The sequence below is a fragment of the Mycolicibacterium confluentis genome (assembly GCF_010729895.1).
Lineage (GTDB): Bacteria > Actinomycetota > Actinomycetes > Mycobacteriales > Mycobacteriaceae > Mycobacterium > Mycobacterium confluentis.
The window spans coordinates 4082343-4096493 of the sequence record NZ_AP022612.1 but is presented as its reverse complement, the minus strand read 5'-3'; the positions used below and the strand labels follow the sequence as shown (position 1 = coordinate 4096493).

The following is a 14151-nucleotide window of genomic DNA, read 5'->3' as shown; positions in this document are numbered from 1 at the left end:
CTCACAGTTGCGAGTGGATGAAGGACAGGACGTCGTCGGCGGCCGCGAAACCGCCGAGGTGGCTCTCGTCGGGCATGAGAAGAAGTTCGACATCGGGCAGATGGTTCGATGCGGCCGCAGCGTCGTCGAGCGAGACGATCGAGTGAAACCGGCCTTCGGCCCTTGGCGGATCACAACGCGGAACGCCGGGCGGGTACCGCCACGGATTGCTGACCGCCATGTATTCGACTCCTTCGTCGCTACGGTCAGATCCTCGCACCTCGAGCAACCGCGGGCTGTGGCATGTATCACAATCGGCGTAGCCTGGAGGGGTCTCTGCGAGGAAGGGAGGGGCGATGAAGGGTGCGTTTCACGACCCCGTCGATCACGCCCGAACCACCCAACCGCATGCCGGTGAGTCGTTCATCGACACTCTGTGGCTGCCCGGCCTGCTGCTCATCGGCCTGGGGACCGCGCTGATCGCGGGCACGATCGCCGCGACGGCGTACGGCAACCGCGAGTTGACGCTGATCCTGGCGCTGATCGCCGGGGCCCTCGTCACCGCGGGGGCGGGTTTGGTCACCTTGGAGCATCAGCGAGTCAAGCGCGTCGAGCGGCGGTGGATGGCTGAGCATCCGACCGCCGACCCCGTGTCGCACGTGCGCGCCGCGTAACGCGGACTCCGAGGAACCCGCCGGCCGCCCGCCGACGGGCGGGTGAATGCCGCTTCGCTTCGTGGGCAGCGCGCGGGCCCGGCCGCTCCGAGCCGGATCGTTTCAGCAAGGCAATGAGTTGCTTAGTCACCCTCATCAACCTGCGCAAACACGTTAGTTGGGCTTACATTCAGCAATGCGGGTGTCAGTGTGGTCTACGGCACAAAATGTCCTACACTGTGTTCCACGCCATAACGGAAGGGATCGCAATGGTCGGACTCAACGACGGCCCACTGGGTCAGTCGAAGAAGGTGGTTCCGCACGCCGCTGGGGGATCCATCAGCGGAGTCCGGGTCCTGATGGGGATTCTTCTGTTCTTCATCGGCATCGCTGCGGTCACGGGTGTGGCCATGGCAGTGTCCAGTGGTCAGCCCGCCCTGGCGATCGCCATCGGTCTGATCGCCGGAGCCTTCTTCTGCCGCGTCGGCTGTTGACCCGCTACTGCAGAGACTGCAGGATCTCCGGCGTCGCCGGATCGGTGATGTCGTCGAACTCGTGGTGCTTGCCGACGTAGGCCGCCACCATCGGGCACACCGCCACGATCCGTTTCCCGTCGGCGCGCGTCGCCGCCAGCGCTTCCCCAATCAGGACCGTCGCCAGTCCGCGCCCGCCGAACGCCTCGTCGACCTCGGTGTGGAAGAACACCCGCTGACCGTCGCGCTCGGCGAACTGCGCGAGTCCGACGTCCTGGCCCTCCACGCCGACGAGATAGCGGTCGGCTTCCTTCGTGACGGTGACGGGGGCTCCGGTCTTGTCCACCAGGGTCATGGCGAGTCCTTTCGGATTGTGGGAGTGCGAGGTCGAAGTCGGGTGCCGGGCAGGGGTGGTGCGGGAATTCGGGCCAGCGGGCCGGTGTAGCCCTCGACGCGGCCGAATCGGTCGGACTCGGCCTGCCACTGGGCGCGATACTCGACGATCTCGTCGTGGGTGCGGCCGACGAAGTTCCACCACATGAGCAGATCCTCGGTGAACGGTTCGCCGCCGAGCAGCACCGCGCGGACCGGTTCGTCGCCGACGGTGGCCAGCGTCAGGACCTGCTGGCCCGGGCCCTGATACGCCAGTTCGCGGGGCCGCACGCGGGCGCCGGCAACCTCGCACGTGCCGCTGTCGACGATGACGCCGTGCTCGAAGTCCGGGTCGACGCGCAACTGCACGCTGGACCCACTCGGCAGGTTGAGTTGGGCGCCCAGCAGCGCCGTGGCGGTCGGGACCGGCGAACGCGAGCCCGCCAGTTCGCCCAGGAACACACGGATCGTGGCGCCCTCGTGATCGACCGGAGGCGGGACATGATGATGGAAGTCGCGGGGGCCGTGCCGGGCCTGATCGGGCAGCGCCACCCACAGCTGAAGTCCGTGCAGGAACGTCGTGTTCGGTGTCGAAACCTCCGAATGGCAGATCCCCGCACCCGCAGTCATCAGGTTCAGTTCACCGGGGCGGACCATGGCATGCACGCCCGCGGAGTCCCGGTGCTCGATCTCACCGCTGAACAGCCAACTGACCGTCGACAGCCCCGTGTGTGGGTGCGGCGCGACGTCCATCCCCGGCCGTGACCGGACGTCCTCGGGGCCGTAGTGGTCAGCGAAGCACCAGGCGCCGATCAGGGAGCGTTGCCGCTGCGGCAGGGTGCGCTGCACCCGCATGGCCCGTGGCCCGCCCAGCGGTACATCGCGTGGCTGCAGAATCTCGACGGTGGCGGACGGAGTGGCTGCGCAATCGAATTCGACCGGCGCGGTCTCGAGATTGCTCACCTGACTCCTCACCTACGATCGAAATCGACACTACTCGCCGACGAAGGCCGAGGATGGACACCGAGCGCATCGAGCACATCCACATCGACAAGCAGTCGCCGACGGCCTACAAGGCCCTGGTCGGCGTCGCCAACACCGTGTCGACCGTGGCCAAGGAGGCGGGCCTGCCGCGCAGCCTGGTCGAGTTGGTCAATATCCGGGTGTCCCAGCTGAACGGCTGTGCGTCCTGTCTGGAGATCCATCACCGGCGCGCGAGCGCCGCCGGAGTCTCCGACAAGCAGTTGGCCACCGTGTCGGTGTGGCGCGACACCGAACTGTTCGACGAGCGTGAGCAGGCCGCGCTGCGACTCGCCGAGGTCACCACGACGCTGCCCGACCGCGACACTCTCGATCGCGAATACGCGCGCGCAGCAATGGCTTTGACTCCCGACGAGCTGTCCGCGGTGGTCTGGGTGGCCACCGCCATCAACGCGTTCAACCGGGTGTCGGTGATGAGCGGGCACGTCGTGCGGCCCGAAGAGTGACCGGCGGGGTCAGCGCGGCCCACGGATGCGCCGAAGGCTGCCTTTGGGCGGAAACAGGGCGGGCACGGGATCTCACGGGCACCTGAGCTGGGGCGCGAACCCCCGCAGCAGTCCCTGCACCCCCACCCGCCATCGCCGGTCGACAGACTCCTCGGAACCGCCGAGCCAGCGTCCGCCCTCCTGGACGGCCAGGCCCTGCGCGAGCGCCAGCAGGACGTGCGCGATGTCGACGGGATCGCCTCGCAGCGCGCCGGTCTCGACGCACCGGCGCACCTTGGCCAGCAGGACATCGCGCACCGTCGGCTGGCCGACGCCGAGATCGGCCGGGGTGGGGTCGAAGTCCTGGAGGGGGCGCGAGAACATCACCCGGGCCAGCGCCGGGTGGTCCAGGCAGAACCGGCGGAACACCGGGATCAGCTGCTCGAGATCGGTCAGCGGTGAGTCGGTCTCGGGCACCTGCGCCAGCGCCCGGCCCAGCCGCCGGAAGCCCTCGAAATACACGGCTTCGACCAGGCCGGCCTTGTCGGTGAACAGCTCATAGACCGCGGGCACCGACGTGCCGGCGCGCTCGGCGACGCGGCGTGTGGTGAAGCCGGACACGCCGTCGTGGCTGAGCACGTCGACCGCGGTCGCGAGGACCCGGTCCCGCAGCTGGGGTGTGCGCTGCTTGGGCCTGGCCATGGTCGCGGATCAGGCCAGCCCGAGTTCGGCCGCCATATTCTCGATTCCGGCGCGGATGCCGGCCAGTGCCGCTTCGCGGGCGCGCATCTTGCAGGCGTGGTGGGCCCGCTGGTTCAGGTTGGCGAACTCCCGCGCAACGGTCTCGGCGCGCTCCAGAACGGTTTCGGCGAGGACGATCTCGTCGATGTACCCCGCCGCCTGGGCCGACTCGCCGAAGAACACCTTGGCCAGGCCTGCGGACTGCTGGTACGCCGAGGGTGTCAGCCGCAGCTTCATGATCTCGAGTGCGGCATACGGCAGCACCATGCCGATGGCGACCTCGTTGGCCTGGATGTTGTAGCCCGGGGCGGCGATCCGGTGATCGCCGCTGCTCAACAAGAACGCGCCCATGGCGATCGCGTGCCCGGTGCAGGCCATCACGACGGGCGTGGGGAAGGACAGCAGGCGGTGCGAGAGTTCGAACCCGCCCTTGAGCATCGCGACTGCGGCCTCGGCGTCTCCGGACTGGAAGACCTTCAGGTCGAACCCGCCGCTGAGCACCTTGTCGTTGCCCGCGATCACGACGGCGCCGACGTCGTCGCGCTCGGCGTTGTCCAGGGCATCGTTGATCGCGGCCTGCATCGTGAGTCCCAGTGCGTTGACCTTGCCGTCGTCGAGGGTGATGACCGCAATGGAATCGTCGTGGCGATAGGTGACCGGACCGCTCATCAATGCTCCTCGAATCGGCCCCGCGCGCTTGTGCGGAGCGGTGGGACCGACGTTACGTAACATTGTTACGAAACGTCAAGAGGCCCTGGCCGCCTCCACTGTGGCAGTGGTTCCGAGGGTGGTCCCGACGTCCGGCACAGGCTGCGCCGGTGATTCGGGGTCGGCCCAGGTGACCCAGTGCGGCAGGCGCCGCCAGTACCGGTCGTCGGCCCGCAGATGGGTCTCGACGCTGCGGTGCACCTGCGCGCCGTCCGGGATCGTCCGGCGGCGCATGGACAGCCGCACCCCCGCGAGCAGACTCATCGCAGGGGTTCGACGATCGGAGGCCCTCGTATCGCACGGTGTCAGGACCGGCGGTGCGGCGTCACTGCGATGGGCGAGGCCGACGGCCCACGCGCCGGCCAGCACCCACTCCCGCGCGGCGCGGTTGCACTCCGAATCCGCCCCGCGGGCGCCCACCACGTCGGCGTGGGTTCCGCGGAACCACACCTCGTCGATGCGGGGTGAGCGAACCTCGATGCCAGCCCGGCGTTCGTCGATGGCCACGGCATGCCGGCCGCAGAGGACGTTGTCCAGGCCGGTGAACGGGGAATCCTGCTGTCCGGCAGGGGATTCGAGTCCGTCCCAGAGCCCCAGGAAATGCACCGGAACCGGGGGCCGCGCGCCGCGGCGTGCGCCGGCCCGTGCCAGACCAGCTGGTGATCGATGTCGAGCAGACGGACCAGCGCGGCGACGTTGCCGCCTGCGTCGCGGGCCGCGTCGTCGAAGCACATCGCGATGTGGACCATGGCGCCCACAGTCGTCGGGGCGGGTGTCGAAATCGCGCGTAGTCGGCTACCTGTTGCCGGTCAGCCGCCCATGAGCATGCGCCACTGGTCGAGGTTCGACGCGCGGTAGACGTAATTGCTGCGCTTGACCTCCTCCAGGGGTGCGCTCGGCTCGGCCGAGTACCAGTGCCCGGGGAACACTGTCGGGTCGCCGGGCAGGCCGGCCAACTGCTGCAGGCTGCGGAACATCTCGTCGACGTTGCCGCCGGGGAAGTCGGTGCGCCCGCAGCCGTCGAGGAACAGCGTGTCGCCGGCCACGAGACGGCCGTCGAGCAGGAAGCACTGGCTGCCCGGGGTGTGGCCGGGGGTGTGCAGGAGTTCGATCTCGATGGCGCCGACGCTGACCCTGTCACCGTGCTCGTGGGCGGTCAGATCGGAGAGTGGGATCTCGGTGATCCGCGAAACCCATTCCGCCTCATGGGTGTTGACGTGGATGGGCACGCTCTGCAATTCCATGAGCTCGGCCAGGCCCTTGAGGGTGAAACCCATCATGGTTCCGCCGACATGGTCGGGGTGGTGGTGGGTCACCAGCACGCCGGACAACTGCATGCCGTCGGCCTGTGCGATGTCGCGGAGGTCGCCCGCGGCGTAGGCGGGGTCGACCACGACGCAGTCCCCGGTCTCGCGGTCGCCGATCAGGTACGAGAAGTTGCGCATCTGGGTCGCGATCGGGTCACCCGCCGCGAAGTCGCGGCCGGAGAGCAGTTGCCGAAAGTAGAGGCGGTCGTCATTAGCCATGGGGTCATCATTGCAGGTCAAAAAACCGCACTTCATGGGGTGTTTGACTCCACAGCCGAAAAAGTCGCATCCACGATGCGGAATTTATAGGTTCACCCCATGCAGTTGACCCGGTTCACCGATCTCGGCCTGCGGGCGATGATGCTCCTGGCCGCGGGTGAGGCCGACGGCCGACGCGTCACCACCCGCACGATCGCGGGGGGTGCCGGCGCGTCCGAGCACCACATCGCCAAGGCGGTCTCGCGCCTTTCCGAGTTGGGCATGGTGAACGCGCGGCGCGGTCGCGTCGGGGGGCTGGAGCTGACCGAGGCGGGCCGCACCGCCTCCATCGGCTGGCTCGTGCGCCACCTCGAGGGCGACCGCGAAGTCATCGACTGCGCGGGCGAGCGGCCCTGCCCGCTGGTCGCGGGCTGCCGCCTGCGCCGCGCGCTGGCTGAGGCCAAGGAGGCCTTCTACCGCGAACTGGACCGCTACACCGTCACCGATCTCGCCGGCGGCTCCCGCCTGCCGGTTGTTCTGCAACTGTCCACAGAGAGGCACCACCCATGACCGTCACCGCCGGGGAATCGGCCGCAGTCCGCGACGAACTCGAACCCCACCACGCCGAAATCGTCAAGGCGACCCTGCCGCTCATCGGCGCGCACATCGACGAGATCACGAGTGAGTTCTATCGGCGCCTGTTCTCCAATCACCCTGAGCTGCTTCGGAATCTGTTCAACCGGGGCAACCAGGCTCAGGGCGCCCAGCAGCGGGCTCTGGCGGCTTCGATCGCGACGTTCGCGACCCACCTGGTGGATCCCGACCTGCCTCACCCCGCCGAACTGCTGTCGCGGATCGGACACAAGCATGCGTCGCTGGGGGTGACCGCCGAGCAGTACCCGGTGGTGCACGACAACCTGTTCGCGGCCATCGTGGCGGTCCTGGGCGAGGAGACCGTGACGGCCGAGGTGGCCGCCGCGTGGGACCGGGTGTACTGGCTGATGGCCGACACCCTGATCGCACTCGAGAGTGGCCTCTACGCGCAGGCTGGTGTGGCCGACGGCGACGTCTACCGGCGCGCCCGTGTGGTGGCGCGGGTCGCCGACCCCTCGGGCGCGGTGCTCATCACGGTCCGTCCCCTGTCTGGCGGCATCGACGCGTTCGCGCCCGGCCAGTACGTCTCGGTCGGCGTGACGATGGCTGACGGCGCGCGCCAACTGCGGCAGTACAGCCTGATCAACGCGCCGGCGCAGGGCGACCTGACGTTCGCGGTCCGACCCGTCGACGCCGTCGGCGATGCGCCCGCCGGCGAGGTGTCCACCTGGATCCGCGACAACGTGTGCGTCGGCGACCTGGTCGACGTCACGGTGCCCTTCGGCGATCTGCCCGTGCCGGGATCCGTCGACGCCCCGCTGGTCCTGATCTCGGCGGGCATCGGCATCACGCCGATGATCGGCATCCTCGAAGCGCTCGTCGCGCAGGGTTCGGACACCGCGGTGACCGTCCTGCACGCCGACCGCGGCGACGGGCAGCACGCGTTGCGGGAGCGCCAGAGTGAACTGGTCGCGCAACTGCCGGGGGCGACCCTCGACGTCTGGTACGAGGACGGCCTGACCGGCGGGCGCCCCGGCGTCCACGCGGGCCTGCTGAACCTGGCCGACGTGACCCGGGGAGTGCCCGACGGTGCCGAGATCTACCTCTGCGGCGGCAACGCGTTCGTGTCGAACGTGCGCACCCAACTGACCGATTCCGGGGTCGCGGGGCACCGTGTGCACTGCGAACTTTTCAGCCCGAATGACTGGCTGCTGGCCTGAAGTGGCGAAAAAGGCGCGTTTGACCTGCGGTTTGGTGTTGAAAAGCCGCAGACTGTACCCTCTTTAAGGCCCACCCGAGAGGCGTGGGTCTGAAGTAGGTACCGCCCCCTTAGCTCAGTCGGCAGAGCGTTTCCATGGTAAGGAAAAGGTCAACGGTTCGATTCCGTTAGGGGGCTCGGTGGACGCCGGGCGGGGCACCGGCCGCGTCGATCCGGGGCGGTGTAGCTCAGCTGGTTAGAGCGCACGACTCATAATCGTGAGGTCGGGGGATCGAGTCCCCCCACCGCTACAAGACATAAGCGCGCAGAACGCGAAGAAGAAGGACGACTGACGTGGCCTCCAGTACCGATGTCCGGCCCAAGATCACTTTGGCCTGCGAGGTGTGCAAGCACCGCAACTACATCACCAAGAAGAACCGCCGTAACGACCCTGACCGGTTGGAACTGAAGAAGTTCTGCCCGAACTGCGGCAAGCACCAGGCGCACCGCGAATCGCGCTGACCCGCTCTCGCGACGCCCGTGTTGCGCAGACGTTGGTCTGCCGAGGTTGACTAGGTAGGTTCTGGCCTGTGGCTCTGTCCGAGAAGATCGTCGGGATGCATTTCCGCTATCCCGACCACTACGAGGTCGAGCGCGAGAAGGTCCGTGAGCACGCGGTCGCGGTCAAGCACGACGACCCGTTCTTCTTCGACGACGATGCGGCCGTCGAAATGGGCTACACCGGACTGCCGGCGCCCCTGACGTTCATCAGCATCTTCGGCTACAAGGCGCAGATCGCCTTCTTCGACGACGCCTCCATCGGCATCAAGGACGCCAAGATCGTCCAGGTCGATCAGGAGCTGAAATTCCTCAAGCCCATCCAGGTGGGCGACAAGTTGTTCTGCGACGTTTACGTGCATGCCGTACGCAAAGCGCATGGCACCGACATCATCGTCACGAAGAACATCATCACCAACCAGGATGGCGAGTTAGTTCAGGAGTCCTACACCACGCTTGCGGGGCGTAGCGAAGAAGACGGAGAGAGTGGTTTCAGCGATGGCTCTGCGTGAGTTCAGTTCGGTCAAGGTGGGCGACGAGTTGCCTGAGAAGGTAATTCCGCTGACCCGGCAGGATCTCGTCAACTACGCGGGTGTGTCCGGTGACCTCAACCCCATCCACTGGGACGACGAGATCGCCCAGTTGGTCGGTTTGGACACCGCGATCGCCCACGGCATGCTGACCATGGGTCTCGGCGGTGGATACGTGACGACGTGGGTCGGCGACCCGGGCGCGGTCACCGAGTACAACGTCCGCTTCACCGCGGTGGTCCCCGTGCCGAACGACGGCAAGGGCGCCGAGATCGTCTTCAACGGCCGGGTCAAGTCGGTCGACGAGGATTCGAAGTCGGTCACCATCGCCATCAACGCGACGACCGGCGGCAAGAAGATCTTCGGCCGCGCCATCGCCACCGCCAAGCTGGCGTAGGCGAGGTCGGGCTTATGGCACTCAAGACAGACATCCGCGGACTGGTCCTCGAATACCCGGACTATTTCCTGGTGGGCCGCGAGAAGGTGCGCGAGTACGCGCGTGCGGTCAAGAACGACGATCCGTCCTTCCACGACGAGAAGGCCGCGGCCGAGTTGGGCTACGACACCCTGCTTGCCCCGCTGACCTTCGTTTCGACCATCGCACTGCTGGTTCAGCAGTACTTCTTCCGCACGATCGACCTGGGCATGGAGACCATGCAGATCGTCCAGGTTGACCAGCAGTTCCTCTACCACCGGCCGATCAAGGTGGGCGACAAGCTCAGCGCGGTCATGCACGTGCACTCGGTCGATGAGCGGTTCGGTGCGGACATCGTGGTGACCCGCAATGTGCTCACCGACGAGACCGGAGAGGTCGTCCTGGAGGCCTTCACCACGATGATGGGGCAGCAGGGCGACGGATCGGCCAAGGTCAAGTTCGACGTTGTCACCGGCCAGGTGACCCGGGTGGCGGATTAGGAACAGGCTGTAGCCCCGTTGTACACTCGGACCTCGGGGTTTCTCCCAGAACAAGCGCGCTGTCCGGCGGTTCGCAACTGACCGATCGGAGAGCGCGCGAGTTGTGTGGGCCTCAGCAGTAACCGACGAGTCGACTTCGGCTCAGAGGGGCGTAGCTCAATTGGCAGAGCAGCGGTCTCCAAAACCGCAGGTTGCAGGTTCAAGTCCTGTCGCCCCTGCTCAACTGAATACTGGCAATGTGGACACTGGAGACATGCGGACCAATCAGCCTGACGGGCTGCAGCAGGTGAAGCTAAGGAGCGTGCGGTGAGCGACGAGCGCGACAGTGCCGACGCCTTGGGCGACGGCACGGAGGACGACGGTCGCCGCGACGGCACCGACGCCGGCCGCGGTGCGGTTGTGGCGCCTGCGCGTCCCACCGGCAAGCGGTCACGGCGTGTTCTTGAGGCTCCCGCCGAGGACAGCGAGACCGGTGCCGACGCCGATGACGCCAAGGATGACGACAAGGCCGCGAAGGCGACCAAGTCCAAGGCCAAGGCGAAGGCGAAGGATAAGGACGGTTCCGGGGGCATCCTGGCACCGTTCAAGTTCGTTTGGACGTACCTCTCGCAGGTCGTCGCCGAACTGCGCAAGGTCATTTGGCCGAACCGCAAGCAGATGGTGACCTACACCTCCGTGGTGCTGGTGTTCCTGGCGTTCATGGTGACGCTGATCGGCCTGACCGACCTTGGGTTGGCCAAGCTGGTCCTGCTGGTGTTCGGCTGACCGAGATTTCACCTAGGAAGGACTGACAACCGTGACTAGCTTCGAGGGCGATACGCCCGCGGCTGAGTCTGGCGACGAAGTCGTCCAGGGCGCCGAGAGCGCCATTGGCGATGTCAGCGATGTCATTGTCGACGAGACGGTCACCGACGCGGAAGCCGACGCGACCGAGGCTGCGGAAGCCGCAGCCGAGGAGCCGGCCGAAGACGAAGATCCTGCAGTGGCGCTCAAGAAGGACCTGCGCACCAGGCCCGGCGACTGGTATGTCATCCACTCCTACGCGGGCTACGAGAACAAGGTGAAGGCCAACCTCGAGACCCGCGTGCAGAACCTCGATGTCGGCGACTACATCTTCCAGGTCGAGGTTCCGACCGAAGAGGTCACCGAGATCAAGAACGGCCAGCGCAAGCAGGTCAATCGCAAGGTGCTGCCCGGTTACATCCTGGTGCGGATGGACCTGACCGACGACTCGTGGTCAGCCGTGCGCAACACCCCCGGTGTGACGGGCTTCGTCGGCGCGACTTCGCGGCCCACCGCGCTCTCGCTCGACGACGTCGTGAAGTTCCTGCTGCCGCAGGGCGCGGCCAAGAAGGCCGCCAAGTCCACCGCGGGCGCGGCCAGCGCCGGTGCTTCGACCGAGGCCACGCTGGAACGCCCGGAGATCCTGGTCGACTTCGAGGTCGGCGAGTCGGTCACCGTCATGGACGGCCCGTTCGCGACGCTGCCCGCATCGATCAGCGAGGTCAACGCCGAGCAGCAGAAGCTCAAGGTGCTGGTGTCGATCTTCGGTCGCGAGACACCCGTCGAACTGACCTTCAACCAGGTCGCCAAGATTTAGCCGACTTTCTCGGCTAGTAAGTGGGCTCATTTGAGCCCTGAGGAAAAAGAAGGAACACCACACCCATGGCCCCGAAGAAAAAGGTCGCTGGGCTGATCAAGTTGCAGATCCAGGCCGGCCAGGCGAACCCCGCCCCGCCGGTTGGTCCCGCGCTCGGCCAGCACGGCGTCAACATCATGGAGTTCTGCAAGGCGTACAACGCCGCGACCGAGTCGCAGCGCGGAAACGTCATCCCCGTGGAGATCACCGTCTACGAGGATCGCAGCTTCACGTTCGCACTGAAGACCCCGCCCGCCGCCAAGCTGCTGCTCAAGGCCGCTGGTGTGCAGAAGGGTTCCGGTGAGCCCCACAAGACCAAGGTCGCCTCGGTCAGCTGGGATCAGGTGCGTGAGATCGCCGAGACCAAGAAGGAAGATCTCAACGCCAACGACATCGACGCCGCCGCCAAGATCATCGCCGGCACCGCCCGGTCGATGGGCATCACCGTCGAGTAAGCGACGCGGATCGACAGATCCGCACCCCCGTGGGAGGGCTGGCATCGGCCCGGAAACCACGACTCCAACGAAACTGATTGGAAATCCAATGAGCAAGAACAGCAAGGCATACCGCGAAGCCGCCGAGAAGGTGGACCGCACCAAGCTCTACACCCCGCTCGAGGCCGCGAAGCTGGCCAAGGAGACGTCGTCGCAGAAGCAGGACGCCACCGTCGAGGTCGCGATCCGGCTGGGTGTCGACCCCCGCAAGGCGGACCAGATGGTGCGCGGCACCGTCAACCTGCCCAACGGCACCGGCAAGACCGCCCGCGTAGTGGTGTTCGCGGTCGGTGACAAGGCCGAGGCCGCTGCGGCCGCCGGCGCCGACGTCGTGGGCAGCGACGACCTGATCGAGAAGATCCAGGGTGGCTGGGTCGACTTCGACGCGGCGATCGCGACGCCTGATCAGATGGCCAAGGTCGGCAAGATCGCCCGGGTGCTTGGTCCGCGTGGCCTGATGCCCAACCCCAAGACCGGAACCGTCACCCCGGACGTGGCCAAGGCCGTGACCGACATCAAGGGCGGCAAGATCAACTTCCGCGTCGACAAGCAGGCCAACCTGCACTTCGTCATCGGCAAGGCCTCTTTCGACGAGAACAAGCTGGCCGAGAACTACGGTGCGGCGCTCGACGAGATCCTGCGCGCCAAGCCGTCGTCGTCCAAGGGCCGGTACCTGAAGAAGATCACGGTCTCGACCACGACGGGCCCGGGCATCCCGGTTGACCCGGCCGTGACCCGGAACTTCACCGAAGCCTGATCTCACCAACAGACGTGGGCCCGCTGCACAGATTCTTCTGCAGCGGGCCCACGTCTGTTGTTGGAGCTCTGCTCATGCTGCTGAGTACGCCGATGACCGCCCACGCCGCACCCACGACGTCCACCGAAGCCGGACTGGTCGAGGTGCACACCGTCGTCCCCGACGCGATCGTCGATCTGCGCTACGCCACGGCCACCAACTTCGTCGGGATGGCACTGTATCCGCCGGACGCACGCTGTTTGGTGCACGACTCGATTGCGCCCGGGCTGCGTACGGCCGCCGCGGCGTTACGCGAGAGTGGCCGGCGGCTGGTCTTCTGGGACTGCTATCGGCCGCATGAGGTTCAGGTTCGGATGTTCGAGGCGGTGCCGGACCCCAACTGGGTCGCGCGGCCGGGGAACTACGCCCGCAGCCACACCGCCGGCCGTTCGGTCGACGTGACGGTGGCTGAGGCATCGGGGCGTCTGCTGGACATGGGCACCGACTTCGACGACTTCTCGCCGACCGCGCACGCCTACGCCACCGACGGCGTCAGCGCTGCACAGCAGGCCAACCGGGCGCTGCTGCGTGAGGCGATGGCCGGCGGCGGGCTGACGGTGTACTCCGGCGAGTGGTGGCACTTCGACGGACCCGGCGCCGGTGAACAGCGCCCACTGCTCAACGTCCCCCTGACCTGAGCCGGCCGGGGGACGTTGGCGCAGTTGCTATTTCGCCAGTGTGAACTGGTGAACGCTCGTGTGGCCGACCCGGAACAGGTTCACGCAGCCGTTGAGGTACTTGTCGTACCGGTCATAGACGACCTGGCCCTGCAGGGCGATCGCCTCCTCCTTGTGGGCCTCAAGCTGCTCGGCCCAGCCCTGAAGGGTCCGCACGTAGTGCGGGCCGATCTCGTGGGTGCGGGCGACGTCGAAGCCGGCCTTCGAGGCGTGGTCCTGGACCTTGTCGACCGACGGCAGGCGGCCACCGGGGAAGATCTCGGTCATGATGAACTTCGCGAACCGAGCCAACTCGAAGGTCATCGGCAGACCGAGTTCCTTGGCGCGCCGCATGTCGAACCCGGTGATGGTGTGCAGCAGCATCACGCCGTCGTCGGGCAGTGCGTCGTAGGCCGTGTTGAAGAAGTCGTCGTACCGCTCGAAACCGAAGTGCTCGAACGCGCCGATCGACACGATCCGATCGACCTTGTCGTCGAACTCCTCCCAGCCCTGCAGGCGGACCTCGACACTGCGTTCGGTCGGCACCTTCGCCAGCTTGTCGATGGCGTACTTGCGCTGCTCGCCGGACAACGTCAGTCCGATCACATTCACGTCGTACTTCTCGATGGCGCGCTGCATGCACGCGCCCCATCCGCAGCCGACGTCGAGCAGCGTCATCCCCGGCTCAAGTCCCAGCTTTCCCAGCGCGAGATCGAATTTCGCGATCTGGGCCTCGTCGCCGGTCATGTCGTCGCGTTCGAAGTAACCGCACGTGTAGCCCATCGTGGGCCCGAGGAACAGCTCGTAGAACTCGTTCGAGATGTCGTAGATGGACTGTAGTTCTTCGTACTTCGGCTTCAATTTGGACATCTGG

Annotated in this window: 22 protein-coding genes and 3 tRNA genes; 17 read left to right on the top strand and 8 right to left on the bottom strand. The window is 66.6% G+C overall.

Annotation, left to right across the window (positions count from 1 at the left end):
- Window position 1 precedes the first annotated feature (1 nt).
- The gene (locus G6N34_RS28510; protein WP_165763626.1) at window positions 2–220 is read right to left on the bottom strand and encodes a hypothetical protein; all 219 of its coding nucleotides are present in this window, start codon (window positions 218–220) and stop codon (window positions 2–4) included.
- Window positions 221–335: 115 nt separating this feature from the next.
- Here G6N34_RS28510 and usfY point away from each other — a divergent pair, with 115 nt between their 5' ends.
- Complete coding sequence (gene usfY / locus G6N34_RS19355) at window positions 336–653, top strand: protein UsfY (RefSeq protein ID WP_085149787.1); 318 nt, start codon at window positions 336–338, stop codon at window positions 651–653.
- A 248-nt stretch (window positions 654–901) separates the two neighbouring features.
- Window positions 902–1126 carry a hypothetical protein gene (locus tag G6N34_RS19350; protein WP_085149785.1) on the top strand — a complete coding sequence of 75 codons (225 nt, stop codon included), beginning with the start codon at window positions 902–904 and terminating at the stop codon, window positions 1124–1126.
- Between the two features lie 4 nt (window positions 1127–1130).
- On the opposite strand, the gene G6N34_RS19345 is transcribed toward G6N34_RS19350, so the two are convergent.
- Both G6N34_RS19345 and G6N34_RS19340 read right to left on the bottom strand, forming a co-directional pair.
- Window positions 1131–1460 carry a GNAT family N-acetyltransferase gene (locus tag G6N34_RS19345; RefSeq protein WP_085149783.1) on the bottom strand — a complete coding sequence of 110 codons (330 nt, stop codon included), beginning with the start codon at window positions 1458–1460 and terminating at the stop codon, window positions 1131–1133.
- On the bottom strand, window positions 1457–2440 hold the full coding sequence (locus tag G6N34_RS19340; RefSeq protein WP_085149781.1) for a pirin family protein: 984 nt from the start codon (window positions 2438–2440) through the stop codon (window positions 1457–1459). The genes G6N34_RS19345 and G6N34_RS19340 overlap by 4 nt, the downstream gene beginning before the upstream one ends.
- Window positions 2441–2493: 53 nt before the next feature.
- Between G6N34_RS19340 and G6N34_RS19335 the strand changes: the two genes are divergently transcribed.
- Window positions 2494–2964 carry a carboxymuconolactone decarboxylase family protein gene (locus tag G6N34_RS19335; protein WP_085149779.1) on the top strand — a complete coding sequence of 157 codons (471 nt, stop codon included), beginning with the start codon at window positions 2494–2496 and terminating at the stop codon, window positions 2962–2964.
- A 72-nt stretch (window positions 2965–3036) separates the two neighbouring features.
- On the opposite strand, the gene G6N34_RS19330 is transcribed toward G6N34_RS19335, so the two are convergent.
- The 4 genes from G6N34_RS19330 to G6N34_RS19315 all read right to left on the bottom strand — a co-directional run bounded on the left by G6N34_RS19330 (window position 3037) and on the right by G6N34_RS19315 (window position 5918).
- Window positions 3037–3645: a TetR/AcrR family transcriptional regulator gene (locus G6N34_RS19330; protein ID WP_085149777.1), complete on the bottom strand. Its 609-nt coding sequence runs from the start codon at window positions 3643–3645 to the stop codon at window positions 3037–3039.
- A gap of 9 nt (window positions 3646–3654) precedes the next feature.
- Window positions 3655–4353: a crotonase/enoyl-CoA hydratase family protein gene (locus tag G6N34_RS19325; RefSeq protein ID WP_085149775.1), complete on the bottom strand. Its 699-nt coding sequence runs from the start codon at window positions 4351–4353 to the stop codon at window positions 3655–3657.
- Between the two features lie 75 nt (window positions 4354–4428).
- Window positions 4429–5124 carry a phospholipase effector Tle1 domain-containing protein gene (locus G6N34_RS19320; protein WP_085149774.1) on the bottom strand — a complete coding sequence of 232 codons (696 nt, stop codon included), beginning with the start codon at window positions 5122–5124 and terminating at the stop codon, window positions 4429–4431.
- A 77-nt stretch (window positions 5125–5201) separates the two neighbouring features.
- The gene (locus tag G6N34_RS19315; RefSeq protein ID WP_085149772.1) at window positions 5202–5918 is read right to left on the bottom strand and encodes an MBL fold metallo-hydrolase; all 717 of its coding nucleotides are present in this window, start codon (window positions 5916–5918) and stop codon (window positions 5202–5204) included.
- 99 nt (window positions 5919–6017) lie between these two features.
- Between G6N34_RS19315 and G6N34_RS19310 the strand changes: the two genes are divergently transcribed.
- From G6N34_RS19310 to G6N34_RS19245, 14 genes are all read left to right on the top strand, one after another.
- Window positions 6018–6467, top strand: coding sequence for an RrF2 family transcriptional regulator (locus G6N34_RS19310; protein ID WP_085149770.1), 450 nt, complete (start codon window positions 6018–6020; stop codon window positions 6465–6467).
- On the top strand, window positions 6464–7711 hold the full coding sequence (locus tag G6N34_RS19305; protein ID WP_085149768.1) for a globin domain-containing protein: 1248 nt from the start codon (window positions 6464–6466) through the stop codon (window positions 7709–7711). Before G6N34_RS19310 ends, G6N34_RS19305 begins: the two co-directional genes overlap by 4 nt.
- Before the next feature lie 103 nt (window positions 7712–7814).
- Window positions 7815–7887 (top strand) — tRNA-Thr (locus tag G6N34_RS19300).
- Between the two features lie 39 nt (window positions 7888–7926).
- Window positions 7927–8000, top strand: a tRNA-Met gene (locus tag G6N34_RS19295).
- Window positions 8001–8043: 43 nt separating this feature from the next.
- Entirely contained in the window at window positions 8044–8211 is a 168-nt protein-coding gene (gene rpmG, locus G6N34_RS19290) for a 50S ribosomal protein L33 (protein ID WP_068250576.1), read from the top strand.
- A gap of 68 nt (window positions 8212–8279) precedes the next feature.
- Complete coding sequence (hadA, locus tag G6N34_RS19285; protein ID WP_085149766.1) at window positions 8280–8759, top strand: (3R)-hydroxyacyl-ACP dehydratase subunit HadA; 480 nt, start codon at window positions 8280–8282, stop codon at window positions 8757–8759.
- Window positions 8746–9174, top strand: coding sequence for a (3R)-hydroxyacyl-ACP dehydratase subunit HadB (hadB, locus tag G6N34_RS19280; RefSeq protein WP_085149764.1), 429 nt, complete (start codon window positions 8746–8748; stop codon window positions 9172–9174). The genes hadA and hadB overlap by 14 nt, the downstream gene beginning before the upstream one ends.
- A 14-nt stretch (window positions 9175–9188) precedes the next feature.
- Window positions 9189–9692, top strand: a complete 504-nt coding sequence (gene hadC / locus G6N34_RS19275; protein ID WP_085149762.1) for a (3R)-hydroxyacyl-ACP dehydratase subunit HadC — start codon at window positions 9189–9191, stop codon at window positions 9690–9692.
- A gap of 145 nt (window positions 9693–9837) precedes the next feature.
- A tRNA-Trp gene (locus G6N34_RS19270) sits at window positions 9838–9910 on the top strand.
- An 88-nt stretch (window positions 9911–9998) separates the two neighbouring features.
- Window positions 9999–10457 carry a preprotein translocase subunit SecE gene (gene secE, locus G6N34_RS19265; protein WP_085149760.1) on the top strand — a complete coding sequence of 153 codons (459 nt, stop codon included), beginning with the start codon at window positions 9999–10001 and terminating at the stop codon, window positions 10455–10457.
- A 31-nt stretch (window positions 10458–10488) separates the two neighbouring features.
- Window positions 10489–11292, top strand: a complete 804-nt coding sequence (gene nusG / locus G6N34_RS19260) for a transcription termination/antitermination protein NusG (RefSeq protein ID WP_085149758.1) — start codon at window positions 10489–10491, stop codon at window positions 11290–11292.
- A 65-nt stretch (window positions 11293–11357) separates the two neighbouring features.
- Complete coding sequence (gene rplK / locus G6N34_RS19255) at window positions 11358–11786, top strand: 50S ribosomal protein L11 (protein WP_068250595.1); 429 nt, start codon at window positions 11358–11360, stop codon at window positions 11784–11786.
- A gap of 88 nt (window positions 11787–11874) precedes the next feature.
- The gene (gene rplA, locus G6N34_RS19250) at window positions 11875–12582 is read left to right on the top strand and encodes a 50S ribosomal protein L1 (protein WP_085149756.1); all 708 of its coding nucleotides are present in this window, start codon (window positions 11875–11877) and stop codon (window positions 12580–12582) included.
- A 74-nt stretch (window positions 12583–12656) separates the two neighbouring features.
- Window positions 12657–13259 (top strand): M15 family metallopeptidase, encoded by a 603-nt coding sequence (locus G6N34_RS19245; protein ID WP_085149754.1) that lies wholly within the window; start codon window positions 12657–12659, stop codon window positions 13257–13259.
- A 27-nt stretch (window positions 13260–13286) separates the two neighbouring features.
- Here the strand turns inward: G6N34_RS19245 and G6N34_RS19240 are convergent, their stop codons facing one another.
- On the bottom strand, window positions 13287–14147 hold the full coding sequence (locus G6N34_RS19240; protein WP_085149752.1) for a cyclopropane mycolic acid synthase family methyltransferase: 861 nt from the start codon (window positions 14145–14147) through the stop codon (window positions 13287–13289).
- Window positions 14148–14151: the final 4 nt, after the last annotated feature.

Bases quoted from the DNA above. Each gene is read 5' to 3' on its own strand.
- G6N34_RS28510 (WP_165763626.1), bottom strand. From the start codon at position 220: ATGGCGGTCAGCAATCCGTGGCGGTACCCGCCCGGCGTTCCGCGTTGT.
- usfY (WP_085149787.1), top strand. From the start codon at position 336: ATGAAGGGTGCGTTTCACGACCCCGTCGATCACGCCCGAACCACCCAA.
- G6N34_RS19350 (WP_085149785.1), top strand. From the start codon at position 902: ATGGTCGGACTCAACGACGGCCCACTGGGTCAGTCGAAGAAGGTGGTT.
- G6N34_RS19345 (WP_085149783.1), bottom strand. From the start codon at position 1,460: ATGACCCTGGTGGACAAGACCGGAGCCCCCGTCACCGTCACGAAGGAA.
- G6N34_RS19335 (WP_085149779.1), top strand. From the start codon at position 2,494: ATGGACACCGAGCGCATCGAGCACATCCACATCGACAAGCAGTCGCCG.
- G6N34_RS19330 (WP_085149777.1), bottom strand. From the start codon at position 3,645: ATGGCCAGGCCCAAGCAGCGCACACCCCAGCTGCGGGACCGGGTCCTC.
- G6N34_RS19325 (WP_085149775.1), bottom strand. From the start codon at position 4,353: ATGAGCGGTCCGGTCACCTATCGCCACGACGATTCCATTGCGGTCATC.
- G6N34_RS19315 (WP_085149772.1), bottom strand. From the start codon at position 5,918: ATGGCTAATGACGACCGCCTCTACTTTCGGCAACTGCTCTCCGGCCGC.
- G6N34_RS19310 (WP_085149770.1), top strand. From the start codon at position 6,018: ATGCAGTTGACCCGGTTCACCGATCTCGGCCTGCGGGCGATGATGCTC.
- G6N34_RS19305 (WP_085149768.1), top strand. From the start codon at position 6,464: ATGACCGTCACCGCCGGGGAATCGGCCGCAGTCCGCGACGAACTCGAA.
- hadB (WP_085149764.1), top strand. From the start codon at position 8,746: ATGGCTCTGCGTGAGTTCAGTTCGGTCAAGGTGGGCGACGAGTTGCCT.
- hadC (WP_085149762.1), top strand. From the start codon at position 9,189: ATGGCACTCAAGACAGACATCCGCGGACTGGTCCTCGAATACCCGGAC.
- rplK (WP_068250595.1), top strand. From the start codon at position 11,358: ATGGCCCCGAAGAAAAAGGTCGCTGGGCTGATCAAGTTGCAGATCCAG.
- rplA (WP_085149756.1), top strand. From the start codon at position 11,875: ATGAGCAAGAACAGCAAGGCATACCGCGAAGCCGCCGAGAAGGTGGAC.
- G6N34_RS19245 (WP_085149754.1), top strand. From the start codon at position 12,657: ATGCTGCTGAGTACGCCGATGACCGCCCACGCCGCACCCACGACGTCC.
- G6N34_RS19240 (WP_085149752.1), bottom strand. From the start codon at position 14,147: ATGTCCAAATTGAAGCCGAAGTACGAAGAACTACAGTCCATCTACGAC.